The organism is Curtobacterium sp. ODYSSEY 48 V2 (assembly GCF_023712625.1).
Taxonomy (GTDB): Bacteria; Actinomycetota; Actinomycetes; order Actinomycetales; family Microbacteriaceae; genus Curtobacterium.
On sequence record NZ_JAMAXX010000002.1, the window covers coordinates 56,388 to 80,345 of the forward strand.

Genomic DNA, 23,958 nt, shown 5'->3' on the forward strand with positions numbered 1-23,958 from the left:
CTCCCTGTGAGGATCGTTCGAACGGATGACGACGAGCTTGCCCTGTCCGGGTAAGAGCACGCTCAAGATCCGGGGTGCAGGATCCGGGTCAGTGCGTCCAGCCGCTCGTGCACGATCGTCGCGAAGTCGCGGTCCTCGCCGTCCGCGATCCACTGCGTGAAGGACAGGTGGAACACCGTGACCGCCGTCTCTGCGGCGATCGTGGCCGCCGGCTCGTCGATCCCGTGTGCGCGCAGTGCGCCGCCCAGGTGGACCTTCAGGGTCGCGAGCTTGCCGAGCTCCCGCTCGCCCAGGGCGGGGACGGCGTCGATGACCTGCTGCCGTGCCCGGGACCACGCGCGACGGTCGTCGGGGAAGAACGTGGCTGCGGAGTCGAGCGCGCGACCGACCAGGGCGAGGGCGGGTGTCCCCCCGGGAGCCTGGGCGATCGGGTCGGTGAACATGCCGGTGAAGTCGTCCTGCCCGGCGAACAGCACCTCGCGCTTGTCGGCGAAGTGCCGGTAGAAGGTGCGCTCGGTGACCTCGGCTGCCGCGGCGATCTCGGCGACGGTCGTCTCGTCGTAGCCGTGCTCGGCGAAGCGCTGCAGTGCGGTCGCCTGCAGTCGTTCCCGGGTGCCCGATCGCCATCGTGCCATGGGACGATCCTACTGATGACAGTCGCTGACATCGAGTGCTACGGTGATGTCAGTCCGTGACATCAAGCCGCGGACACCCCACGAAGGGACCACTCATGCACGTGTTCGTCACCGGAGCCTCCGGATGGATCGGCTCCCACACCGTCGACGACCTGCTCGCCGCCGGGCACGACGTCACCGGCCTCGCGCGCTCCGACGCGGCGGCGGCGGCGCTCGAGACGAAGGGCGTCACGGTCCTGCGCGGCGACCTCGACGGCCTCGGGGCGCTCGCCCGGGGTGCGGCCGGCGCCGAGGGGGTCCTGCACCTCGCGAACAAGCACGACTGGTCCGACCAGGCTGCGACGAACGCCACCGAGCGCGCCGCCGTCGAGTCCCTCGCGAACGCCCTCGTCGGCACGGACCGCCCGTTCGTGGTGGCATCCGGGGTCGCCGCCCTGGCTCCGGGTCGTCCCGCCGAGGAGCGGGACCCGTCTCCCTTCACCGGTGTGGACAGCCCCCGCGGTGGCAGCGAGAACCGGGCACTCGACTTCGTGGACCAGGGGGTCCGCACGATCGCTGCGCGGTTCAGCCCGACCACGCACGGCGTCGGCGATCACGGCTTCGTCGCGTACCTGGCCGGGGTCGCGCTCGAGCGCGGGGTGTCCGGCTACGTCGGTGACGGCAGCAACCGCTGGGCGGCCGTGCACGTGGACGACGCCGCCCGCATGGTGCGACTCGGTCTCGAGCAGGCCCCCGCGGGCGCACGGTTGCACGCCGTCGCCGAGGAGGGGATCCCCACGCGGGACATCGCCGCAGCGATCGGCGACGCGCTCGGGCTGCCGGTCACGAGCATCGACCCGTCGGACGCGTCGGCGCACTTCGGGTTCATCGGCGGGTTCTTCGGCGCGGAGATGTCGGCGTCGTCGACCGCGACGCAGGAGCTGCTCGGGTGGGAGCCCGTCGGGCCGTCCCTGCTCGAGGACATCGCCGCGGGGGCGTACGCACACGCCGCCGCGCGCTGACGGCCGCGCCCGCCGCGCTCGTCACGCTCGTCACCACGGTTGCGAGACTCGGCACAGCGGACAGTTTCGCGACGCAACCGCCGCGAATCTGTCCGCATGGCCGAGTCTCGGCTCGGGCCGGCGCCGGGCCGGCGGCCGGCGGCCGGGCCGGGCCGGCCCGGCGCCGGGCCGCCGGCCGGCCCGGCCGGCCGGCTACTCGGCCTTCTGCATCTGCCAGGGCTCGGGCTCGCGGTCGCCGTTCGGGCGCACCGGCCGAACGTCCCCGACGATCGGGATCGAGCGCTTCCGCATGAACCACAGGTAGCGGACGAAGAAGTGCGAGAGCGTCGACAGCCGGTTGCCGTTGCCGAGCAGCGAGGCGATGTGCACCGCGACCCACGCCAGCCACGCCACGGGGCCGACCATCGTGATGCCGCCGCGCAGCTGCGCCACCGCGGCGTTCGTCCCGATGGTCGCCATCGTGCCCTTGTCGAAGTACTTGAAGTGCTCGGTCGGCTTCCCGTCGAGCAGACGCACCACCTGGCGCGCGACGTGCTTGCCGCCCTGCAGTGCGGGCTGGGCGAGCTGCGCGAGCGCGTCGTCCTGCGCCGCGATGTCGCCGGCCGAGAAGATCCGCTCCACGCCCTTCACGCTCAGGTCGTCGTTCACCTGGATGCGACCGCCGTGGGTCTGCGGCAGGCCCCAGCCGGAGACCTCCTTGTGCGCCGCGACCCCGGTGGCCCAGATGACCTGCGACGCGGGGATGAACTCGCCCGAGGCGGTGACGACCCCGTCCTCCTTGACCTCGGCGACGCCCGTGTCCAGGCGGAGCACGACCCCTCGCTTCCGGAGGACCTTGGCCGCGTACCGACGGAGGCGCGGGGCGAACGGCTTGAGCAGCTCGCCGCTGCGGTGCACCAGCGTGATGGAGATGTTGCCGCGCTCGATCTCCGGGTAGGCGCCGACGAGCGCCTGGTCGCGGAGTTCCGCCAGGGCGCCGGCCATCTCCACGCCGGTCGCGCCGCCGCCGACGATCACCACGCGGATCTCGTCGGGACCCTGCTGGGCCGCGGCCTGCTCGAGGCGGGTGAACAGCTCGTCGCGGATGCGGAGTGCCTGCGAGCGGGAGTACATCGAGTAGGCGTACTCGTACGCACCGGGGGTGCCGAAGTAGCTCGTGTTGACGCCGTTCGCCAGGATCAGCCAGTCGTAGTGCAGGTGCTCACCGTCCGACATCTCCGCGATGCGGTGCTCGGTGTCGATGCCGGTGAGCAGCCCGTGCCGGAAGTCGGCGTTCGACTGCTTCGCCCGCAGGCTCCGCAGGAAGTACGTCACGTCGCCCGCGTTCAGGCCGCCGGTGGCGACCTGGTACATGAGCGGCTGGAACATGTTGTAGACGTGGCGGTCGACGAGCGTCACCCGGACGTCCGCGTCGGCGAGTTCACGCATGGCCGCGATCCCCGCGAAGCCACCCCCGACGATGACGACGTGCGGGCGGGTGTCCTCGGACATGGTGTTCTCCAGGGTGGTGCGGTCGACGGCCACCCAGAAGGGTACGCCGGTCTCGGCACCCGTCCGTCCACCTGCCCGTCCGGCTGCCGATGGAGCGGTCCCGCGGTCCGGCCTGGAGGCACGCCCCGCCGCCGTCAGGCGTCGAACGGCGCGTAGGTGCTCAGCACGTTCCCCTTGCTGGTCACCACGCTCTGCACCAGGCGCAGGCGGGTGGGCGGGTCCGTCGGTTCGAAGAGCCGCCGCCCGGCTCCGGCGATCGCCGGGTGCACCATGAGCTGCAGCTCGTCGAGGAGTCCGGCGAACAGCAGGTGGCGCACCAGCGTGACGCTGCCGGTGACCGCGACGTCGCCGCCCTCGCCGGCCTTGAGGTCGCGGACGAAGTCGTCGACGTCGCCCTGGATCCGGTGCGCGTTCTGCCACGTCAGGTCGTCACCGAGGGTGGTCGACGCGACGTGCTTCTCGATCGGGTTGATCCACCGGCCGAACGGGTCGTCCTCGTGCCGGGGCCACCACTCGGACCACTCCAGGTAGCTCTGCTTGCCGAGCAACACCGTCTCGGTCCGCTCCATCCACGCCGTCATGGCGGTCCCGAGCTCGGCGTCGAACGAGTCGTACTGGAACTCGTACGGGTCCTGCACCACACCGTCGACCGATGCGAACAGCCCCGAGGTCACCTTGCGCATGCTGCGGAGCACAGGGCCGCCGCGACCCCGCGTCGAGAGGCGCGTGCCGATCAGGCTGATGCCGCGCCGGGGAGCGCCGGGTAGGTTCGCACCGTGCGCGCACGGGTGGAGTCCTTCGAGGTCGGTGGGCTGTCCGTGCGGCTCCGGACCCTCGCGCCGGCCGGGCGGCTGCACGACACGCTCGCGCCGACGGTCGTCCTCGTGCACGGCATCGGCATGTCGCACCGCTCCTTCGACCGGACGCAGCGCCACCTCGCCCGCACCCACCGCACGGTCGCGGTCGACCTGCCGGGTTTCGGCGGGCTCCCCCCGGCAGGCCGCCCGCTCGACCTGCACGAGCTCGGCGACCTGGTGGTCGGAGCCGTCCGGTCCCGCGGCGTCGGGGACCTCGTGCTCGTCGGCCAGTCGATGGGCACCCAGGTCGTCGTCGAGGCAGCCCGTCGGCACGCCGAGACGGTGACCGCGGTCGTCCTGGTCGGGCCCGTCGTGGACCCGGCGCGGCGGACGCTGCTGCAGCAGGCGACGGACCTCGGACGCGACTGCCTCGTCGAGGACCCGCGGATGAACCTCGTCGTGCTCACCGACTACCTGCGGAGCCTGCGGCAGTACGTCCGGCAGCTCCGACCGATGCTCCGTTACCGGCTCGAGGACACCGTCCCGGAGCTCCCGCAGCCGGTGCTCGTCGTGCGCGGCGACCGCGACCCGATCGGGCGACGGGACTGGGCTGCTGCGCTCGCGGTCGCAGCGCGTCGGGGTGTCCTGGTCGAGCTCCCCGGCGGTCACCACGTGCAGGACCGGCAGCCCGTCGCGTTCGCGCGGCTGGTCGACGAGTTCCGGCGGGTGCAGACCGTCGAGGACCTCGCGGCCGGTGGCCCGTCGACCGGTGACACCACGACGGGGCCGGCACGGTGACGGACCGGACCACCCCGGGGACGGGAGCGGCGTCGGGGACGGCGGCCGTGCCTCCCGGCCGTGTGCCGCTGCTGCGTCGTGCCTGGTGGGCCGCCCTCGACTGGTGGTACGCCGCGCGGTGGCAGCTGCGGAGCACCGGACCGACGACCGCCGAGGACTACCGGACCGGTGACGGCCAGCCGGTCGTCGTCGTGCCCGGCGTCTACGAGACCTGGCACTTCATGCGCCCGCTGATGGACGCCCTGCACGACGCCGGACACCCGGTGCACGTGCTGCCCGTCCTGCGGCACAACCTGCGTCCCGTGCCGGAGTCGGCGCGCGAGGTCCTGGCGTACCTCGACGAGCACGACCTCCGTGGGGTGCTGGTCGTCGCGCACAGCAAGGGCGGTCTGATCGGCAAGTACGCGATGACCCTGCCCGAGGGGGAGCGCATCGACCGGATGGTGGCGGTGTCGACGCCGTTCGGCGGGTCCGTGTACGCCCGGCTGGCGCCCGTGCCGCACCTGCGGGCCTTCCGTGCGGCGGACCCGGTGCTCGCAGCGCTCGGACGCGACCTCGCCGTGAACGCCCGGATCACGTCCGTCTACGGGGTCTTCGACACGCTCATCCCGGGAGGCAGCGAGCTCGCCGGGGCCACGAACGTGCGCGTGCCCGTCGGCGGGCACTTCCGGATCCTCGGCGCGCAGCAGACCCGCGAGGTCGTGCTCGACGCGGCCGCGGGCCCGGGCTCAGCGGGCTGAGCCGCGAGAGGCCGTGCGGCGGCCGTGCGCGAGACTCGCGCTGACGGACACTTTCGTCCCCGGGGCCCGCGAGTCTCGTCCGCCTGGCCGAGTCTCGGGGCCGTGCCGCGCCGCCGCCGCCGCGGTCAGGCGCCGGGCAGGAACAGGCAGAAGGGGTGCCCGTCGGGGTCGAGGAGCACCCGCACGTCGTCCTGGGGCTGGAAGTCCGCCTCGGTCGCACCGAGCTCGAGCGCGCGGGCGGTCGCGGCGTGGAGGTCCTCCACCTGCAGGTCGAGGTGCAGCTGCATGCCCTGCGTCCCCGTGACCGGGGGCCAGGTCGGTGCTTCGTAGGCGTCGTCGTACTGCACCGAGAGCCCGACCCCGCCGTCGGCCGGGCGCACCCGCAGCCAGGTCGGACCGTCCTCGTGCACGGTCCACCCGGTCAGCGCACCCCAGAACCGCGCGAGGCGCACCGGGTCGGGGGACTGCAGGACGGTCGCGGTCAGCACGGGCATCGCGGGGTCGTCGGCACTCATGCGGCGCACGGTACCCGGGCCTGTCGACAGGACGGTCCAGCACCGCGACGGCCGCGCGACGGACGCGCGACGGCTGCCGGCTGGTCAGCGGGCGGCGACGCTCGCGCGCTCGACGATCCGGTGCGGCACGACGACGGTCTCCGGAGCGGCCGTCGGGTCGGCGATGCGTCGGGTGAGCAGGTCGAGCGCCGCCGTGGCGAAGGCCCGCCGGTCGAACGACACCGTCGTCAGCGCCGGGATCGCGAAGGCTGCGGCGTCGACGTCGTCGAACCCCACGACGCTGACCTGCTCCGGCACGTGGACACCCCGTGCCGCCAGGACGTGCAGCACGCCGAAGGCGATCGAGTCCGTGTACGCGAACACCGCGTCCGGCAGCGGGTGCGCGTCCAGCCAGGTCGCGAACCCCGCCGCCGCCGCACTCGTCGACCACGTCGGCAGCGGCACGCGCAGGGCGGGGTCGACCTCGAGGCCGACCGCGCCGAGCGCATCCGCGTGACCCTGGTCGCGCAGCTCGCTCGTGGCGGTGGCGTCCGTCGGACGGGCGGCTCCGACGACCGCGATCCGACGGTGCCCGCGGTCGAGCAGGTGGGTCGTGACCTCGCGTGCGGCACGGCGGCTGTCCACGTGCACCTGGTCGACGTGCTCCGGTTCGACCTCGCCGATGACGACGGTCGGCGGGAGCCCCTCGGTCTCGGCCAGGACGCTCGCGCTGAGCGACACCGGGTTGAGCACGAGGCCGTCCACCAGGTGGGCCCGGGCCCGGGAGACGAGGTCCCGCTCACGTCCCGGGTCGTGTCCGGTCTGGTCGAGCTGCACCGTCCAGCTGCGCTCGCGGGCGAGTTCGACGAACCACTGGGCGAGCTCGGCCGAGTAGGCGCTGCCGAGCTCGGGCAGCGTCAGGGCGATCGCGCCGGAGCGTCCGTTGCGCAGGCCGCGCGCGGACAGGTTCGGCACGTAGCCGAGCTCGGCGACCGCGCGCTCGACCCGCTCCCGTGTCGCCGGCCGCACGGGCACGCCGCCGTTCACCACGTTGGAGACGGTCTTCGGGGAGACCCCGGCGAGGGCCGCCACGTCCCGCACGGTCGCGCGCATCGGGACGAGCGTAGCGCGCCACCCGGCGGACGGGAGGCGCGGTGCGGTGCCGCCACGTGCCTCCCGTCCGTCGCGGTGACGGACGGGAGGTGCGGTGCAGGACCGCCCCGTGCCTCCCGTCCGACACGGGGCGGGTCCGACCCGGACCGCGTGCCGCGGGCCGGCGACGCTCGGTCGTGGCTACGCGTCGACCAGCTCGCGTCGTGCCGCTCGGCGGGCGCGGACGCGGCCGGTCACCGTGACCGCGACCACGACCGCCAGCACCGCGTAGAGCACGATCGGGATGGGGCCGGCCACCAGCACCGAGAAGTCCCCGTCGGCGCTCAGCGCCGCGTCCCGCAGGCTCGTCTCGGCGAGCGGACCGAGCACCATCCCGATGATGAGCGGTGCGAGCGGGATGTCGAGGGCCCGCATGAGGAACCCGACGAGGCCGATGCCGAGCAGCATGAGCAGGTCGAAGACCGAACCGCTCGTCGCGTAGATGCCGAGCCCGCAGAAGACGGCGATGCCCGCGTAGAGGTACGCCCGCGGGATCCGGAGCAGCTTCGCCCACAGCATCGCGAACGGGAGGTTGATGACGAGCAGCACCACCATCGCGATGAAGAACGACGCCAGCAGCGCCCAGACCAGGTCGGGGGACCGGTCGAAGAGCAGCGGACCCGGCTGCAGGCCGTACTGGCGGAACGCGGCGAGCATGATCGCGGCGGTCGCCGACACCGGCAGACCGAGGGACAGCAGCGCACCCATCGCCATGCCGGTCGTGGAGTTGCCGGCTGCCTCGGGTGCCGCCAGGCCGCGGATCGCACCCGTGCCGAACTGCGGGTCCTTCCGGCGGGCGTCGAGACGCTTCTCGAGCCCGAACGCCAGGAAGGTCGGGATCTCCGACCCGCCGGCGGGCACGACGCCGAAGGGCAGCCCGATCGCGGTGCCCCGCAGCCAGGCGGGGGCCGCCTCGCGCAGTTCCCGCTTCGAGAGCCACGGGCGTCCGGTCGCCTGCACCATCCGGCCGTCCTTCAGGTGTCGGGCCAGGCACGCGACGTAGATGACCTCGCCGAGCGCGAGGACCGCGACCGTCACCGTGACGAGCGAGATGCCGTCGAAGAGCTCGGGCACGCCCATCGTGAAGCGCGGCGCACCCGAGATGCCGTCGACGCCGATCACCGCGATGCCGAGGCCGAGGCACAGCGAGCCGAGGCCCTTCAGTGCGTCGTCGGTGACGACCGACGACGTCGTGACGAACGCGAAGAGTGCCAGGGCGAAGAACTCCGCCGGTCCGAAGCTCGACGAGAACGACGCGAGCGCCGGTGCGAGGAACACGACCAGGACCGAGGCGATCATGCCGCCGACGAACGCGCCGATCGCGGCCGTCGCGAGTGCCTGGGCCGCTCGTCCGTTCAGCGCCATCTTGTGGCCCTCGAACGTCGAGGCGATGGCCGAGGCCTGGCCCGGCGTGTTCATCAGGATGCCCATGGTGGAGTCACCGAAGAGCCCGCCGAAGTAGACGCCGGCGAACATGATGAACGCCGCGGTCGGGTCGAGCGAGAACGTCACGGGCAGCAGCAGCGCCACCGCCATCGACGAGCCGAGGCCGGGGAGGACGCCGACCGCGGTGCCGAGGAGGCACCCGACGACGACCCAGAGCAGGTTGGCGGGGGTCAGGGCGCCGGCGAAGCCGTCACCGAGGAGACCGAGCACGTCCACGTCAGAACTCCCATCCGACGATGCCCGAGGGCAGCGACAGGTCGAGCAGCATGTCGAAGGCGATGTAGCTGATCGCGCTCACCGTCAGCCCGACGACGAGCGGACGCAGCCACCCCGGGGCGCCGAGCCCCTTCGCGACACCGAGGAAGAGCAGTCCGGCACCGACGATCCACCCGAGCACGCCGAGCAGCAGGGCGAAGGCGGCGAAGGACAGGACCACCCAGGCCAGGGAGCGCCAGTCGACGCGGACCGAGCGCTGCTCGACCGAGGTGCCGGTCGTTCCAGTGTCGGCGGTGTGCGCGTCGGCGCGGACGGCGGCGTCGGTGCGGGCTTCCGACGGTGTGCCGTCGGACCCGACCCGTCGGCCGCGCGCAGCCCGGACGGACCGGACGACCAGCAGGGCGGCCAGCAGCAGGAGTGCGGCGGCGACGATGCCGGGGAACACCGCGGGCCCGGGGAACGCGGTTCCGTCGGGGACCTCCATCGTGACGATGCCGACGACGAGGTAGACCGCGAAGGCGGTGAAGAGCGCCGGGGTGGTCAGCTCCTTCGCCACCGCGGCGACGCGGCCGGGGTCGGCCCGCAGCGTGAGCCGCTGTCCGACGACCGCGGAGGACGACGTGGGGTTGCTCGGACGGCTCATCGGCCCAGCTCCTCGTACAGCCCGGTGATGCGCTCGCGCTCCTCGTCGATGAACGCGTCGAGCTCGTCACCCGTGATGATCCGCTCGGTCCAGTGGTACCGCTCCACGGCGTCCGCCCACTCGGGGGTGTCGAGCGTGTCCAGCACGATGTCGGTGAGCTGCGCCCGCTGCTCGTCGTCGAGGCCGCCCGGTGCGGCGATCTCGCGCCAGTTCGTCAGCGTGACGTCGTGCCCCTGCTCGACCGCCGTGGGGATGTCGATGCCCTCGACCGGCTCCGCCGCGACGAGCGCGAGTGCGCGCAGACGACCGGACTCGATCTGGTCGATGTTGTCCGGGTACCCGCCCGAGGCCGCCGCCGCCGTGCCGTTGAGGAGCGCCTGGATGGCCTCGCCACCGCCGTCCGACGGGATGTAGTTCGTGTCCTTCGGGTCGATCCCGGCCGAGACGGCGAGGTCGGTGACGACGAGCTGGTCGAACGAGCCGCCGCCCGTCCACGGCACCGAGCCGGGTCGCTCGCGCCAGGCGCTGACGAGGTCGTCGAGCGTCTCGTACGGCGAGTCGGCGGGGACGACGAGGACGTCGTACTCCTCGACGGTGACCGCGAGTGGCGTGATGTCGTCGTGGGTGACCGCGGAGCCGAACTGGATCTCGGCCGCGAGGAGTCCCGTCCCGCCGACGAGCAGCGTGTCCGTCTGTCCGGCGAGCCGAGCGACGTTCCCGAGCGCGATGGTGCCACCGGCGCCCGGCATGTTGACCACCTGGACCGAGTTGACGATGCCGTTCGCGCGCTGCGCCTGCTGCATGGACCGTGCGACGCCGTCCCAACCGCCGCCGGCCGCCGCCGGCGCCACGAGGGTCACCGACCGGGTCGGGTCACCCCCGGCCGCTGCCGACGTCACCGAGCCGAAGGCCGCGACCGCGATGGACACCGCGGCGACGGCTGTCCCGACCACGCGTGCGACGGGGCGACGGGCACGCGGCGGACCCGGCGTCCCCGTCGTCGGCTGCTCCGGCACTGGTTGCTCCGCGGGCACGGGTTGCTCCGGCTGCACTGGTTGCTCTGGCATTGCTGGCTCCCTCCTGCGCACGTCGTCGTGCCGCAGGTCGAGAAGTACGATGGCAGCCGCCGACCGGGCGAGCACCCGGCGGCGGAGATGTGCTCATTGACGCTCACGGCGTCGCGGCCGAAGGGGGACGCCACGGTGACCAGGGCTCGTCTCGGGCGGTTGCGGCGGACCGCGGTGCTCGCGCTGCCGAGCGTCATCGTGCTCGCGGCGACGGGTGTCACGACCGGGGTCGCGGCCGTGGTGCAGGAGCGCGCCATCCGCACGTCCGTGGTCGACCAGGTGTCCGGCGTCGCGTCGAGCCTGGCCGACCTGCCCGAGGTGCGGGACGCGGTGGCGTCGGTCGCCGACCGAGGCGCACCCGGCGCGCTCGCCGACGCCGACGACCTCGCCTCCGCCACCGCGGCACTGCAACCGATCGCGACGCTCGTCGAGGGTGCCGCCGGCGTCTCGTACGTCGTGGTCACCGACGACGACGGCGTGCGGATCACCCACCCGGACCCGGCGGAACGCGGTGAGCCCGTCGAGACGACGATCGCGCCCGTGCTCCGCGGTGCGGAGTTCGTCGGCACCGAGACCGGCCCGACCGGGACGACCCTGCGTGCGAAGGTGCCCGTCGTCGGCGAGGAGGGCGAGGTCGTCGGCGTCGTGGCGGTCGGCGTGCTCGAGTCCACCATCGCGGCGGACCGGGAACGGGCCCTCGGCACCCTGCTCCCGTGGAGCACCGGCGCGCTCGTCGCGGCGACGCTCGCGAGCGTGCTCCTGTCACTCGTGATCGCCCGACGGCTCCGCCGAGCCGACGCGGTCGACGCGGAGAGCCGGCAGGTCCGGTGGACGACCGAGGCGCTGCGCGAGCAGGCACACGAGTTCGGCACCCGTCTGCACGTGGTGCGCGGACTGGTCGAACAGGGGGACGACGAGGACGCGATGGCCTACATCGACGCCGTGGCACCCGGGCTGACCAGCGGCGGCGGTGCCGGGTCGCCGCGCCGCGGTGCGGTGGCGACGGCGTCGGTCGCGGCGGTGCGCTCGGAGCTCGCCGTGGCCGGGACCACGCTCGACCTGCGGATCGCCGACGACGTCGTGCTCGACGACGCGGTGCTGCTCGTCCTCGCCAACCTGTGCCGGAACGCCGCCGAGGCCGGGGCGGCCACCGTCAGCTGCACCATCGGCTCGCATGACGGGCGTGTGACGGTGACGGTCGAGGACGACGGACCGGGCATCGACCCGGCCGACGCGCACCGCGTGCTGACCCGCGGGTGGTCGTCGAAGACCGACGAGAGCGGCCTCGGGCGCGGCATCGGCCTGGCACTCGTCCGACGCACCGCCACCGACCGCGGCGGATCCGTGGTCGTCGGACGGTCGGCAGCGCTCGGCGGTGCCCGGCTCGACGTCGAGATGGCGGCGGGATCGTGACGGCGGCGCTCCGCGTGCTCGTGGTCGACGACGACGCCGGCGCTCGCGCACTCCACACCCGGTGGGTGGCCGCGACCGAGGGGTTCGCCGTCGTCGGGGCGGTCGCGTCCGGCGGCGCCGCGCTGGCATCCGTGGAGCGCGGGGTCGACCTCGTGCTGCTCGACATGCGCCTGCCCGACATCAGCGGCATCGAGGTCCTGCACCGCATGCACGTCGCCGGCGTCGACGACACCGACGTGCTGGTCGTCAGCTCGTCCCGCGACCAGGTCACCGTCCGGCAGGCGCTCGCCGCGCACCCGGTCGGGTACCTGCTGAAGCCGTTCGACCGCGAGGCCCTGCAGGACCGGCTCCGCGCCTACGCGGCCGAACGTCGGTCCCGCGAGGACGCGCAGCGCGACGTCCCGATGGGGCAGGGCGACGTCGACCGGCTGCTCGCCACCGGATCGGTGCGCGTGGTCGGACCCGACCGCACGGCGACGAGAGCGCCCGAGGACGCCCTCCCGAAGGGCGTCAGCGCCACCACGCTCGGTCGGGTCGTGACGGCGCTCGACCCCGTGGTCGCCCGCTCGGTCGACGAGGTCGCGGCAGCGACGGGCACCTCGCGGGCCACCGCCCGCCGGTACCTCGACCACCTCGTCGCGACGGGCGCCATCGACCTGGCGCACCGGTACGGCCGTCGAGGCCGTCCGCAGGTGCTCTACCGGCTGACGCCGGCTCCCTGAAGGCCCGGCCACGGCAGCCGGGTCGCGATCCGTGACGGAGGGAAGGCCCGTGGCGGCGTCGCCACGGGCCTCCCGTCCGTCACCGGGTCACGCGCGTCGCGTGGTGCCGCCCCGCCGTACGGACGCATCCGTGGCGGGCGGGCGTCCGGTCAGGACGGGTGGCGGGCGGTCCACTCGCGGAATGAGGCGGCGCAGCTCAGTTCGTCTTTGCGAACACGCTGCCGTCACCGAAGGAAACGATTCCGCCGTGGAAGGTGTTCGGGACCTGGAAGACGACCTCTCCGCTCGCGCTCTGGCCGGCACCGAGTGTGACGCTCGGCATCGACTTCGCGCCGGTGATGAACTCGGAGTCGTAAACGGAGCCGTCCGTGCCAGCAAGCGCGAGGTCGTAGGCGACAGATCCCGCTTCGACTCCCGCGGTCGTGGCCGTGACGTGCACGATCAGGAGCACGTACTTCATCCCGGCGTCCGGCTGCTCGAACTGGTTGGACGACGTGAAGTTGTCGTTGTAGCCGTCGACCCACTGCGTGTAGTCGGCGGACGACCCGTCGAGGCGGTTCGTGCTCGTCATCTCGAACTTGGTTCCGGCCGGAGCGGGGTTGGCGGCGCTCGAACCGTCATCGGCTGCCGGCGTCAAGAGGACGGTGGTACCCGGCTTTACGCTCGCTCCGGCGTCGGGTGCCTGTGAAGCGACCGTGTCGGCAGCTTCGCCGCCCCCACCGACGTTGAAACCAGCGGCCTTGAGCAGGTCGGTTGCCTCGTCGAAGGTCTTCCCGACGACGTCAGGCACCTCCACTGGCGCAACTTCCGCGACCTCGGCGGCCTCGGTCGCGGAGGTCGACGAAGCCGCCGTCTCGCTGGCAGCACCGAGCGACGCCACCCCGTAGATGGTCCCGAAGAGGAGGGAGACGACAACAGCAGCACCGCCCAGGATGACGCCAGCCAACGACTTCTGCAGGCGGTGACGCAGTGTGACGAGGCCGAAGACCAGGGCCAGGACCCCGAGGATGAACCCGAAGTGGAGCAGAACCGGGATGAAGGCGATGGCGAGGCCGATGATCCCGAGCACCAGGGACGCGGTTGCGAGCGGGACGGTCCGATTTCTCGGGTCTCCGGATTGCGGTGCGAAGGGCGGTTGCGGCGTACCCGGGGCGTACGGTGCGGACATTGGAGACTCCTGAATGAGTGATGGTCAGGATGACCGTAGCCGCTGCACTCCTGGTTCGGTAGTTCGCTCGGTCGCCAGGAACCGTCGGCGCGGTTCCCGGCTCGGAGACAGACGTCACCTCGGTCAAGACGGGTGGCGGGCGGTCCACTCGCGGAACGGGGCCGTCGGGTCGTCGACCCGGCCCTGCTCGCTCGGAAGGGCGCGCTCCGCGACGGGCTTCGCGTACTCGTCGTAGAAGGTGGCGAGCGTCATCAAGCGGTTGCCGTCCTCGTAGTGCTCGCCCTCCTGCTCCCGCGTCGCGGCGAAGACCACACGGTCCGGCTGGGCGTAGTACAGCGCGCCGAGGCACATCGGACACGGGTACGCGGTGACGAACACCTCGTGGCCGGTGAGGTCGGTGATGCCCTGCTCGGCGGCGGCGCGGATCGCGCGGATCTCGGCGTGCGCGGTCGGGTCGCCGGTCTGGGCGACGTGGTTGACGGCCTCGACCACGACCTCGCCGTCGCGGACGATCAGGCAGGCGAAGGGCTTGCCACCGTCGTGGACGTTGTCGAGGGCGCGGGAGACCGCGAGGGCGGTGAGTTCGTCGTCGTGCATGCCGGCCACGGTGCTCCCGGCCGGTGCTCGTCGCGTGTGCGTCCGGGGGACGGGGACGATCGGATCGCGGTGCTGGTCAGCCGAGCCAGGACGGGTCGGCGAAGAGCTCCTCGACCTCGGTGACGAAGCGCGAGGCGTGGAAGCCGTCCACCGCCGCGTGGTTGATCCGGAGCGCCATCGGCATGCGGGTGCGTCCCTCCACCTGCCGGTAGCGCCCGAGCGTGATCACGGGCGCCAGGTGGTCCTCGGCGCCCGTCAGGTGCAGCGCGAAGCCGGTGAACGACGTGCGGGGGAGCGTCGAGACGTCGAAGAGGTCGGTGCGACCGGTGCCCTGCGGGAACATGCGGTGGTCGTCGCGGTACCGCTCGGTCGTGGCGACCACGGCGTCGTGGAACGCCCGTGCGTCGGGGTCGTACTCGGTGACGAGCACCGAGAAGGTCTCGGTGTCGGGGTGGAAGACGGTGAAGGTCGGGTGCACCACGTCCCACACCGCGGGCCGGCCCTCCTCGGTGAGCTGCATCCGGAACTCGTCGTGCCGGTTCACGACCGTCGCGAGCACCCAGATCTGCGACGGGTACGTCTTCGCGCCGGCGGCCCGGGCGGCGTCGACGAAGGCGGTGACGTCGACCTCCACGGTCATCTCCCACGCACAGGGCTCCCGCCGGTAGTGCGCGAAGTGCTCGGCGCGGGGCCACTGGTCGAGGTCGATCGGTCGGAGTCGGTCCACCCGGCCAGTCTCGTCCCCCGGACTCCCGACGCGCGTGCACCGGACGGGGGTTCAGTGGTGCATGCCCTCGACGCCGTTCTCACCAGCGCTCGCGACGTTCTTCCGCGGGCTCGCCGCGCACAACGAGAAGTCGTGGTTCGAGGAGCACCGCGACGACTGGGAACGGCACGTGCAGGAGCCGATGGAGGCGCTCCTGCACGAGGCCGAGCGCCGCTACGGTGCCGGACGGGTGCTCCGGCAGCACCGCGACCTGCGCTTCACGCCGGACGAGCGGCCCTACCGCGAGGACACCGGTCTCACCGCGGGCGGCACGTACCTCAGTGCCGGAGCGGACGGGTTGCAGGTCGGCGGTGGACTCTACGAACCGTCCCGCGCACAGCTGCGGGCAGCGCGCACCACCATCGACGAGCACCCGCAGGCCGCGGCCGCGCTGCAGCGTGAGCTCGGCGAACTGACCGATGCCGGGTACGAGCTGGCCGGACCGCCGCTGAAGACCGCCCCGCGCGGGTACGACGTGGACCACCCGCGGATCGACCTGCTCCGGATGCAGCACTACGCGGCGCTCGTGCACCTGCCGCTGGAGAGCTCCCTCGACGACATCACCGCGGCGTGGGACCGCGTGCAGCCGCTGGTCCGGTGGACGGTGAAGTGGGCACGGGCGGACGACCCGGAGGCTTCGGACGACCCGGCGCCGCCCGTGCCGGGAGCCCGGTCGATCGACGAGCGCGCCTGACCGCCTGATCGCCCGTCCGTCGGATGCTCCCTAGGCTCGGGGCATGCCGACGCTCGATCGTTCCCCTGCCCTCGTCGCCACCGGGTTCCTCGCGATCCCCGTCGCCCAGGCGCTCGTCGCACTGCCGAGCGACCTGCTGTCGACGATCCAGGCGGCGCCGATCGACCCGGCCCTCGCCGACACCGCAGCGTTCTCCGAGGCGTACGGCTACCCGCTCGAGGGCGGCGCGAACTGCATCGTCGTCGTGGGGAAGCGCGGCGACGAGGTCCGCCACGCGGCGTGCGTGGTGCTCGCGTCGACGAAGCTCGACGTGAACCGGGTCGTGAAGAAGCTGCTGGACGTCCGCAAGGCGAGCTTCGCGCCGATGGACCAGGCGGTCGAGCTGACCCGCATGGAGTACGGCGGGATCACCCCGATCGGGCTGCCAGCGGACTGGCCGGTGTACGTCGACGCCCGCGTGCTCGGTGCTCCGGAGGTCGTCGTGGGCGCCGGGCTCCGCGGGGCGAAGGTGTTCCTGCCCGGGCGGACCCTGGCGGCGCTGCCGAACGTCACCGTGGTCGAGGGGCTGGCCGTCGAGGACCAGGCCGCCGACGCCCCCGACACCCCGGACGCCCCCGACCCCACCGACCTCGGCTGAGCCCCGTCATCGGGCGGCGGCCAGGGTCTTCGTGATCCGCTGCAGCGAGACCGTCTCGGCGGTGCCGAGCTCCTGGGCGAACAGGCTCAGGCGGAACTCCTCGAGCATCCACCGTGCGTGCACGAGCTCGGGATGCGCACCGACCGACGGCGGGAACACGCCACCGGCGTCGGTGTAGCGGTCGGTGGCGACCGTGACCTCACGCATCCACGTGGCGTCACGTCCGGGGTTCTGCAGGAGCTTCTGCACGCGGGCCTCGACACCCCGCAGGTACACCCGGATCCGCCGGAGCCGGTCGAGCCCGGCGACGGCGACGAAGCCCGGGAAGACCAGGCGCTCCACCTGCTGGCGCATGTCGGTCAGCGCCGGCAGGAGCGCCATCGAGTTCGCCTGCTTCATCGCCTTGTCGGCCGCACGCTGCGCGGTGAGCACGGCGGCGACCTCGGACACGGCGGTGAACATCGTGTCGACGACGGTGGCGGACACGGCATCGCGGACCGCCTCGAAGTCGGCCTTCGTGAAGACCAGACCGTCGGGGTGGGTGCGTCGGATGCCCGCGTCCACGACGGCGGCCAGCACGTCGTCGAACAGCGCCGCGGTCGACGCGTACGGGCTCGCGGCCAGCGCGAGCTTCTCCTGCGCCGTGAGGTGCGACTGCACGTACGACACCGGCGAGGGCACGGCGTGCATGACGAGCCGACGGACGCCGGCGGGCATGTTCACAGTGCGGTCACCGGGCGTCGCCAGGAGGCGGACACCGACCGTCGCCTTGGGGCCGTCGCCCTCCTCGACCAGCGACGGGTAGGCACGGATGACGCCACCGGCCTGCTTCGTGTCGAGGACCTGCGGCAGGTCGTCGGACGGCCAGGCGGTGAGGCCGGAGCGTTCCACCTGCGTGCCGGAGGAGGCCCCGGCGACGCGCGCCGCGCCTCCCGGCCGGGCCGCTGCCCTCGCCGTCGCGGAGGCGACGCTCTGCTGCGTCCGGTCCTTCAGCTTCGTCTGCAGGGCCGCGAGGTCCTTGCCGGACTCGACCCGACGGCCGCGCTCGTCGACGACCGCCCAGGTGGGCAGCAGGTGCGCCGGCACCCGGGACAGGTCGAAGTCGGCCTCGGTCACCGGCACGTACGTCATCCGCTGGATCGCCGCGGCGAGGGTCGCGCGGAAGGACTCCGTCGGCTCGGTCGGAGCGTCGTCGGGCAGTTCGGCGACGATCTTCTCGGCCCAGTCGGCAGCGGGGACGACGTTCTTCCGGATCTGCTTCGGCAGCGACTTGATGAGTGCGGTGACGAGTTCCTTCCGCAGGCCACGGACCTGCCAGTCGAAGCCCTCCTCGCGCATGCGGGGGAGCAGCGCGAGCGGCACCTGCACGCTGACGCCGTCGTCCTGCGCGCCCGGCTCGAAGCGGTACTTGATCGCCAGGCGCTGGTCACCGGAACGCCACTGCGTCGGGTACTCCTGCTCGTCCTGGGCGGCCTCGGCGGCGTCCTCGTCGAGCAGGTCCTGCCGCCGCATCGTGAGCAGGTCCGGCTGCTCGCGACGGGTCGTCCGCCACCACCCCTCGAAGTCGCGGGTGGTGGCGACGTCCGCAGGGATCCGTGCGTCGTAGAACTCGTACACACGCTCGTCGTCGAACAGGATGTCGCGACGGCGGGTGCGCTCCTCGAGCTGCTCGAGCTCGCGACGGAGCTTCCGGTTCGCGCGGTCGAAGGCCTGCTGCGCGTCCCACTCGCCCTCGACCAGGGCGTGGCGGATGAACAGCTCGCGCGAGTGCTCGGGGTCGACGCGCCCGTACTGCACGCGGCGACGCTGCACGATCGGGACACCGAACAGCGTCACGCGCTCGTACGCGACGACCGCACCCTGCTTCTTCTCCCAGTGCGGCTCGCCGTAGGTGCGCTTGAGCAGGTCACCGGCGAGCGGCTCGACCCACGCGGGGTCGATCCGGCCGACGGTCCGGGCGAACAGCCGACTCGTCTCGACGAGCTCGGCGGCCATCACGGCGTCGGGCTGCTTCTTCGCCAGGACGCTGCCCGGGAACACCACGAACCGGACGTTGCGCGCGCCGAGGTAGTCGCGCTTCTCCTTGTCCCGCAGCCCGATCTGGCTGAGGAGCCCGGCGAGCAGCGAACGGTGCACCGCGTCGCCGTCCTCGGAGCGCGACTGGCCCACCCGCACGTCGACCTGCTTCGCGGCGCGGGACAGCTGCCGGTACAGGTCCTGCCACTCGCGGATCCGCAAGTAGTTGAGGAACTCGGCCTTGCACAGGCGGCGGAACGCGCTCGACGACAGCTCCTCCTGCTTGTCCTCGATGTGGTTCCAGAGGTTGAGCAGGGTGAGGAAGTCGCTCGTCGGGTCGGCGAACCGGGCGTGCAGCTGGTCGGCGTGGGCACGCTTCTCGAGCGGTCGTTCACGTGGGTCCTGGATGCTCAGGGCGCTGACGATCGCGATGACCTCGCGCCCGACGCCCTGGCGACCGGCCTCGAGCACCATCCGGCCGAGCCGCGGGTCGATCGGCAACCGGGTGAGCTGTCGGCCCGACCTGGTGATCCGGCCGTCGCGGTCGACCGCGCGGAGCTCCCGCAGCAGGTCGAGGCCGTCCTTGACGCCCCGGGAGTCCGGCGGCTGCAGGAACGGGAAGCGTTCGATGTCGCCGAAGCCGAGGGAGATCATCTGCAGGATGACCGCCGCGAGGTTCGTGCGGAGGATCTCGGGGTCGGTGAACTCCGGACGGCGCGTGAAGTCGTCCTCGGAGTAGAGCCGGACCGCGATGCCCGCGCTGGTGCGACCCGCGCGTCCGGAGCGCTGGTTCGCGCTCGCCTGGCTGATCGCCTCGATCGGCAGCCGCTGCACCTTCGCCCGCGGGGAGTACCGGGAGATGCGGGCGGTACCGGTGTCGATCACGTACTTGATGCCCGGCACCGTCAGGGAGGTCTCCGCCACGTTCGTGGCGAGGACGACGCGGCGACGGACACCCGGGGTGGTCCGGCGCTCGAACACGCGGTGCTGGTCGGCGGCGGAGAGTCGGCCGTAGAGCGGCACGACCTCCGTGCCCGGGTAGCGCTTGCCCTCGATCGCCTCCTGCGCGTCGCGGATCTCGTTCTCGCCCGACAGGAACACGAGGACGTCGCCCGGGTCCTCGCGCGCGAGTTCGTCGAGCGCGTCGGTGATGCCCTGGAGCACGTCGCGGTCGTCCGCGCTCCCACCGCGGCCACCGCTGTCGTCGGTCCGCGGGTCGGTGTCGTCGCCCTCGTCCGCACCGGTGTCACCGTCCGCCGCGTCGTCGGCGACGAGCGGCCGGTAGCGGACCTCGACCGGGTACGTCCGGCCGGACACCTCGATGATCGGAGCGCCGCCGAAGTGCTGCGAGAACGATTCTGGGTCGATCGTCGCACTCGTGATGATGACCTTGAGGTCGGGGCGCCGGGGGAGCAGCCGCTTCAGGTACCCGAGCAGGAAGTCGATCGTCAGCGAGCGCTCGTGGGCCTCGTCGATGATGATCGTGTCGTAGCGCTCCAGGTCACGGTCGAAGTGGATCTCGTTGAGGAGGATCCCGTCGGTCATGAGCTTGATCCGGGTGTTCCCGCTCACCTTGTCGGTGAACCGCACCTGGTAGCCGACCAGGTCGCCCAGCTCGCTGCCGAGCTCCTCGGACACGCGCTCGGCGATGGTGCGGGCGGCGATCCGGCGGGGCTGGGTGTGCCCGATCGACTCGCGGCCGAGCTCCAGGCAGATCTTCGGCAGCTGCGTCGTCTTGCCCGAGCCCGTGGCGCCGGCGACGATGACGACCTGGTGGTCACGGATCGCGGCGGCGATGTCGTCCCGCCGCTGCGACACCGGCAGTTCGGGCGGGTACGTGATGACGGGCGTGGCAGACATGAGCATTCCAGGATAGCGGTCCGTGCGGCGGCTGTCGTCAGCGGAGCTGCTCGGCGAGCGCGGCGTCGCTCCGGGCCGGCAACGCACAGACGTGGTCGTGGCAGACGTAGGCGGCTGGTGCTGCGCTGTCCCGCCCGGCGAACAGCGAGAACCCGGCGGCGGCCCACGCCCGTGCCTGGTCCGGGGTCACGGTCGCGACCACGGTGCCCGGCCGGCGGGCGGCGAGGCCGGTCCACCGCATCGGGTCGTCGCGGCCGGACACGACGACGACCTCACGCGAGGGACGCTGCAGGGCGAGCGCGACCCCGAGGGCGTCGGCGTGGCCGAGCGGCCGCTCGGTACCGGTGCGTGCACGGTCGGCGACGAGCCGCGTCGCGGCGTCCCGGAGTGCCCGGTCACCGGTGAGTGCGGCCAGTGTCGCCGCGGTCGCAGCCAGTGCGACGGTGCCGGACCGCAGTGCCGTCTGCGGCTGCTCACCCGTCGTCGTTCCGGCTGCCCGCAGGACCGGATCAACCTCGAAGCGACCGGCGAGGCCGTCGTCGACGAGCGCGCGTGCCGTCTCGGCGTACCGGACCTCGCCGCTGAGCAGCGCGAGTTCGAGCAGCCCCTCGGCGAGCAGTCCGACGTCCTCGATCGTGGGAGGCGCCGCGGACGTGCCGTGGGCGGTGCTCGACCGGACCACCACGTGTCCGTCGCGCACGTGGGCGGCCAGGACCGCGTCGGCGGCACCCTGCGCGAGGGCGGTGCACTCGTCGTCACCGCTCCGGGCCGCAGCACGCGCGAGCCCGCGGATCGCGAGGCCGTTCCACCCCGTCAGCACCTGGTCGTCGAGGGGCGGTGCGTCGAACCGCCCGCGCTCGTCGAGTGGCAGCCGGTACCAGTCGCCCTCGACGCGTCGCCCGTCGATGGTCGACTCGCTGTCCTGCGCCGCGACGAAGGCGCCGTCGGGCCGTCGCAGCGTGTCGCGCAGGAAGTCGGCGATGCCCCGTGCCTGCTCCGCCCCGGCGATCGCGAGCAGCCCCGCGTTGTCGTAGAGCATCCGTTCGTAGTGCGGCACGCTCCAGTCGCGCTTGGTCGCGTACCGGAACACGCCGCCGTCGGCGTCCGTCAGCTCGGTCGTCCGGATCGCCCGGAGGCTCCGCTCGAGCAACCCGCGTGCGGCGGCGTCACCGTCGGCCGCGACGTCGGAGAGGAACTCGAGGAGCGGCGCGCTCGGGAACTTCGGCGCACCGCCGAAGCCGCCGTACGTGGTGTCCTCCGCCGAGACGAGCTGCGCGGTCACGGAGCGGATCGCGTCGACGGACGGGAGGCGCGGCGTGTCTGCGTCGGACCGCTCGCCACCCCGGGCGGTGGCGTCGGCCTGCGCCCCCTGCGCGATCGCCGCGGCGATCGCGCTCGCGTTCGCGTCCACCTCGTGCCGCCGCTGGGTCCATGCATCGAGCACCGCCGTGAGGACCTGGCGGAACGACCCGACCTGGCCGACCGGGGTCGGCGGGTAGTAGGTCCCCGCGAAGAACACCCGCCCCTCGGGCGTCGTGAACGCGGTCAGCGGCCACCCGAGCTGCTGCGTGAAGGCGCTCGCGGAGGCCATGAGGCTGGCGTCCACGTCGGGCCGCTCTTCTCGGTCGACCTTGACGGCGACGAAGTCGCGACGGAGCAGCTCGCCGATCTCGGGGTCGGAGAAGCTCTCGCGCGCCATGACGTGACACCAGTGGCACGTGGCGTACCCGACCGAGACGAGCACCGGGACGTCGCGCTCCCGTGCCGCGGCGAACGCGTCGGGTCCCCACTCGCGCCAGTCCACCGGGTTGTCGGCGTGCAGACGGAGGTACGGGCTGACCGCGGTCCCGAGCCGGTTGTCGTTCATGCGTCCAGCCTGCCCCGCGGGCGCTGGACGGTGCTGACGATCCGGTGACCGGTGGACAGGTCGTGCTCGTCCACAGGCGCAGGCGGGGAGTCCGGGACACCGTGCCCGGGCCGGCGGTCAGCCGGGCAGCCAGCCCGTGAGCGACGCGAGCCGTCGCGCGATCACGAGCGGGGACCTGCCGTCGGTGTCCACCCGGGCGACCGTGTCCGCGACGGCCGAGTCGAGCCTCCCGGCCGTCGCCGTGCTGCGGGCGAGCTGCGCATGCGGGACCGTGCCGCCCGCCCGCCGGGCCAGACGCGCGGCGGTGGTGGCGTCGGAGGCGCGGAGCAGGACCGCGGTGACGACCGGGTCGTCGCCCATCGCGGCGGCGAGCCGCTCGTGCTCGAGCACGGACACGGTGTTCGTGAAGACGAGCCGGTGGTGCCCGAGTTCGCGGTACGCCGCCCACATCGCGCGCAGGTTCCGCTCGGCGAGCCGGACGGCGGGGTGCGCCACGTGCGGAGCCGGGTGCGCGAGGTCCAGGAGGTCGCCCTCGATGACCGCGTGCGGGACGTCGGCAGCCACCAGCAGGTCGTGGAGCGCCTCGGCCGCGGTCGACTTGCCGACGCCCGAACGCCCGCCGACGAACAGGACCTCCGAGCGGGGCACCGGCTCAGCCCCTGCCGAGCGAGAGCAGCACGAGGGCGGCGTCCTCCGGGCCGTAGTCGAACATCCGCTCCCAGAACGGGTCCTCCGCCCAGGGGACGTCGCCACCGGCCGGCACGGCGTGCGCGGTCTCGAGCAGCCAGTCGACCTCGGGCCGCACCGCGTCGGCGTACCGCGGGGGCTGCCAGCCGAGCGCCCGTGCCGCCGTCGTGTCGAGGACGAACGGCGACGGCGAGCTCCACGGGGTCGTCCCGACGAAGGCGGGGGCGTCCTCGTCGAGCAGGACCTCGTCGAAGCGGTGGTCGACGAGTCCGGCCACGGTCCGCACGATCTCCAGCACGTCGGGCGCGGTCTCGTCGGCCACGTTGAGGATCCGGCGGTCCGGAGCGTCGGCGACGAGGCGCACGAGTGACGCGATCCCACTCGCCGCCGTCGTGTGGTCGACGCCCCGTCCGTGGTCCGCGAGCAGGATCCGCTCCCGGCCGTCGAGCGCGCGACGCACCACGAACCACTCCCGGGGACGGCCGATCCCGACGCCGTACACCTTCGAGGGGCGCAGCACCGTGACGGGAGCGCCGTGGTCGAGCAGGACCTGTTCGGCGGCGACCTTCGCGGCGCCGTAGCCCTCGCGCGAGGTCGGGTCGCCGTCGCCCGCGACGACGGTCGGCTGGAGCTCCGTGACCGCGCCGCCGAACACCGGCCGTCCGACCGAGTTCGCGTGGCGCCCTCGGTCGTCGACGTAGACCGCCTTCGAGGACACGAACACCGTCGAGCCGACGTCGTCGAGGAACGGTCGCAGCTGCAGGGCGTCGTCGCGGGTCGCGCCCACGGTGTCGACGAGCAGGTCGGCGCCGGGGCGCAGGAGTTCGCGGAGCACGCTCGTGTCGCGGCGGTCACCGGCCACGAAGGAGGCGCCGGCCGCCGTCAGCGCATCGGCTGCGGGACCGCCGTGTCGTGCCACGACGTCGATCTGCCAGTCGTCGCCACCGCGGCCGGAGACGTCGAGGAGGTCTCGGACCACCGCCGACCCGATCCCGCCGGTACCGCCGAGGACGACCGCGCGTCTGGTGCTCATGCGCCAACGCTAGTGCCG

At 72.9% G+C, this 23,958-nt stretch carries 22 protein-coding genes; 7 read left to right on the forward strand and 15 right to left on the reverse strand.

Annotated features, from left to right (window positions below):
- Positions 1 to 62: 62 nt before the first annotated feature.
- Positions 63 to 635 (reverse strand): TetR/AcrR family transcriptional regulator, encoded by a 573-nt coding sequence (locus tag M3666_RS02945; RefSeq protein ID WP_251154449.1) that lies wholly within the window; start codon positions 633 to 635, stop codon positions 63 to 65.
- Between the two features lie 95 nt (positions 636 to 730).
- On the opposite strand from M3666_RS02945, the gene M3666_RS02950 reads away from it, so the two are divergent.
- Complete coding sequence (locus M3666_RS02950; RefSeq protein WP_251154450.1) at positions 731 to 1,636, forward strand: NAD-dependent epimerase/dehydratase family protein; 906 nt, start codon at positions 731 to 733, stop codon at positions 1,634 to 1,636.
- A 192-nt stretch (positions 1,637 to 1,828) separates the two neighbouring features.
- Here M3666_RS02950 and M3666_RS02955 read toward each other — a convergent pair whose 3' ends face one another.
- Complete coding sequence (locus M3666_RS02955) at positions 1,829 to 3,160, reverse strand: NAD(P)/FAD-dependent oxidoreductase (RefSeq protein WP_235426368.1); 1,332 nt, start codon at positions 3,158 to 3,160, stop codon at positions 1,829 to 1,831.
- Between the two features lie 101 nt (positions 3,161 to 3,261).
- Positions 3,262 to 3,810, reverse strand: a complete 549-nt coding sequence (locus M3666_RS02960; RefSeq protein ID WP_209685528.1) for a dihydrofolate reductase family protein — start codon at positions 3,808 to 3,810, stop codon at positions 3,262 to 3,264.
- A gap of 93 nt (positions 3,811 to 3,903) precedes the next feature.
- On the opposite strand from M3666_RS02960, the gene M3666_RS02965 reads away from it, so the two are divergent.
- Both M3666_RS02965 and M3666_RS02970 read left to right on the forward strand, forming a co-directional pair.
- Positions 3,904 to 4,722 carry an alpha/beta fold hydrolase gene (locus tag M3666_RS02965; protein ID WP_251154451.1) on the forward strand — a complete coding sequence of 273 codons (819 nt, stop codon included), beginning with the start codon at positions 3,904 to 3,906 and terminating at the stop codon, positions 4,720 to 4,722.
- Entirely contained in the window at positions 4,719 to 5,462 is a 744-nt protein-coding gene (locus tag M3666_RS02970) for a triacylglycerol lipase (protein WP_251154452.1), read from the forward strand. The genes M3666_RS02965 and M3666_RS02970 overlap by 4 nt, the downstream gene beginning before the upstream one ends.
- A gap of 125 nt (positions 5,463 to 5,587) precedes the next feature.
- Here M3666_RS02970 and M3666_RS02975 read toward each other — a convergent pair whose 3' ends face one another.
- From M3666_RS02975 to M3666_RS02995, 5 genes are all read right to left on the reverse strand, one after another.
- Complete coding sequence (locus tag M3666_RS02975; RefSeq protein ID WP_235426366.1) at positions 5,588 to 5,977, reverse strand: VOC family protein; 390 nt, start codon at positions 5,975 to 5,977, stop codon at positions 5,588 to 5,590.
- Between the two features lie 84 nt (positions 5,978 to 6,061).
- Entirely contained in the window at positions 6,062 to 7,069 is a 1,008-nt protein-coding gene (locus M3666_RS02980) for a LacI family DNA-binding transcriptional regulator (RefSeq protein ID WP_251154453.1), read from the reverse strand.
- 180 nt (positions 7,070 to 7,249) lie between these two features.
- Entirely contained in the window at positions 7,250 to 8,770 is a 1,521-nt protein-coding gene (locus M3666_RS02985) for a tripartite tricarboxylate transporter permease (protein WP_209685533.1), read from the reverse strand.
- A gap of 1 nt (position 8,771) precedes the next feature.
- Positions 8,772 to 9,413, reverse strand: a complete 642-nt coding sequence (locus M3666_RS02990; protein ID WP_251154454.1) for a tripartite tricarboxylate transporter TctB family protein — start codon at positions 9,411 to 9,413, stop codon at positions 8,772 to 8,774.
- The gene (locus M3666_RS02995) at positions 9,410 to 10,480 is read right to left on the reverse strand and encodes a tripartite tricarboxylate transporter substrate binding protein (protein WP_251154455.1); all 1,071 of its coding nucleotides are present in this window, start codon (positions 10,478 to 10,480) and stop codon (positions 9,410 to 9,412) included. The genes M3666_RS02990 and M3666_RS02995 overlap by 4 nt, the downstream gene beginning before the upstream one ends.
- Positions 10,481 to 10,615: 135 nt before the next feature.
- Here M3666_RS02995 and M3666_RS03000 point away from each other — a divergent pair, with 135 nt between their 5' ends.
- Together M3666_RS03000 and M3666_RS03005 are read left to right on the forward strand one after the other, a co-directional pair.
- Complete coding sequence (locus M3666_RS03000; protein WP_251154456.1) at positions 10,616 to 11,893, forward strand: ATP-binding protein; 1,278 nt, start codon at positions 10,616 to 10,618, stop codon at positions 11,891 to 11,893.
- Positions 11,890 to 12,615, forward strand: coding sequence for a response regulator (locus tag M3666_RS03005; RefSeq protein WP_235426364.1), 726 nt, complete (start codon positions 11,890 to 11,892; stop codon positions 12,613 to 12,615). Before M3666_RS03000 ends, M3666_RS03005 begins: the two co-directional genes overlap by 4 nt.
- A gap of 196 nt (positions 12,616 to 12,811) precedes the next feature.
- On the opposite strand, the gene M3666_RS03010 is transcribed toward M3666_RS03005, so the two are convergent.
- The 3 genes from M3666_RS03010 to M3666_RS03020 all read right to left on the reverse strand — a co-directional run bounded on the left by M3666_RS03010 (position 12,812) and on the right by M3666_RS03020 (position 15,107).
- Complete coding sequence (locus M3666_RS03010) at positions 12,812 to 13,684, reverse strand: PASTA domain-containing protein (protein ID WP_251154457.1); 873 nt, start codon at positions 13,682 to 13,684, stop codon at positions 12,812 to 12,814.
- 222 nt (positions 13,685 to 13,906) lie between these two features.
- Positions 13,907 to 14,380 carry a nucleoside deaminase gene (locus M3666_RS03015; RefSeq protein ID WP_209685539.1) on the reverse strand — a complete coding sequence of 158 codons (474 nt, stop codon included), beginning with the start codon at positions 14,378 to 14,380 and terminating at the stop codon, positions 13,907 to 13,909.
- Positions 14,381 to 14,456: 76 nt separating this feature from the next.
- A complete protein-coding gene (locus M3666_RS03020; protein ID WP_251154458.1) occupies positions 14,457 to 15,107 on the reverse strand; it encodes a CatA-like O-acetyltransferase in 651 nt (216 codons plus the stop codon).
- 61 nt (positions 15,108 to 15,168) lie between these two features.
- Between M3666_RS03020 and M3666_RS03025 the strand changes: the two genes are divergently transcribed.
- Both M3666_RS03025 and M3666_RS03030 read left to right on the forward strand, forming a co-directional pair.
- Positions 15,169 to 15,840, forward strand: a complete 672-nt coding sequence (locus tag M3666_RS03025; protein ID WP_251154459.1) for a DUF2461 domain-containing protein — start codon at positions 15,169 to 15,171, stop codon at positions 15,838 to 15,840.
- A 43-nt stretch (positions 15,841 to 15,883) separates the two neighbouring features.
- Positions 15,884 to 16,477: a YbaK/EbsC family protein gene (locus M3666_RS03030; protein WP_251154460.1), complete on the forward strand. Its 594-nt coding sequence runs from the start codon at positions 15,884 to 15,886 to the stop codon at positions 16,475 to 16,477.
- Between the two features lie 6 nt (positions 16,478 to 16,483).
- On the opposite strand, the gene hrpA is transcribed toward M3666_RS03030, so the two are convergent.
- The 4 genes from hrpA to M3666_RS03050 all read right to left on the reverse strand — a co-directional run bounded on the left by hrpA (position 16,484) and on the right by M3666_RS03050 (position 23,940).
- A complete protein-coding gene (hrpA, locus tag M3666_RS03035) occupies positions 16,484 to 20,353 on the reverse strand; it encodes an ATP-dependent RNA helicase HrpA (RefSeq protein ID WP_251154461.1) in 3,870 nt (1,289 codons plus the stop codon).
- A gap of 37 nt (positions 20,354 to 20,390) precedes the next feature.
- On the reverse strand, positions 20,391 to 22,220 hold the full coding sequence (locus M3666_RS03040) for a thioredoxin domain-containing protein (RefSeq protein WP_251154462.1): 1,830 nt from the start codon (positions 22,218 to 22,220) through the stop codon (positions 20,391 to 20,393).
- Between the two features lie 117 nt (positions 22,221 to 22,337).
- Positions 22,338 to 22,868 carry an AAA family ATPase gene (locus tag M3666_RS03045; protein ID WP_251154463.1) on the reverse strand — a complete coding sequence of 177 codons (531 nt, stop codon included), beginning with the start codon at positions 22,866 to 22,868 and terminating at the stop codon, positions 22,338 to 22,340.
- 4 nt (positions 22,869 to 22,872) lie between these two features.
- Positions 22,873 to 23,940, reverse strand: coding sequence for an NAD(P)-dependent oxidoreductase (locus tag M3666_RS03050; protein WP_251154464.1), 1,068 nt, complete (start codon positions 23,938 to 23,940; stop codon positions 22,873 to 22,875).
- Positions 23,941 to 23,958 lie beyond the last annotated feature (18 nt).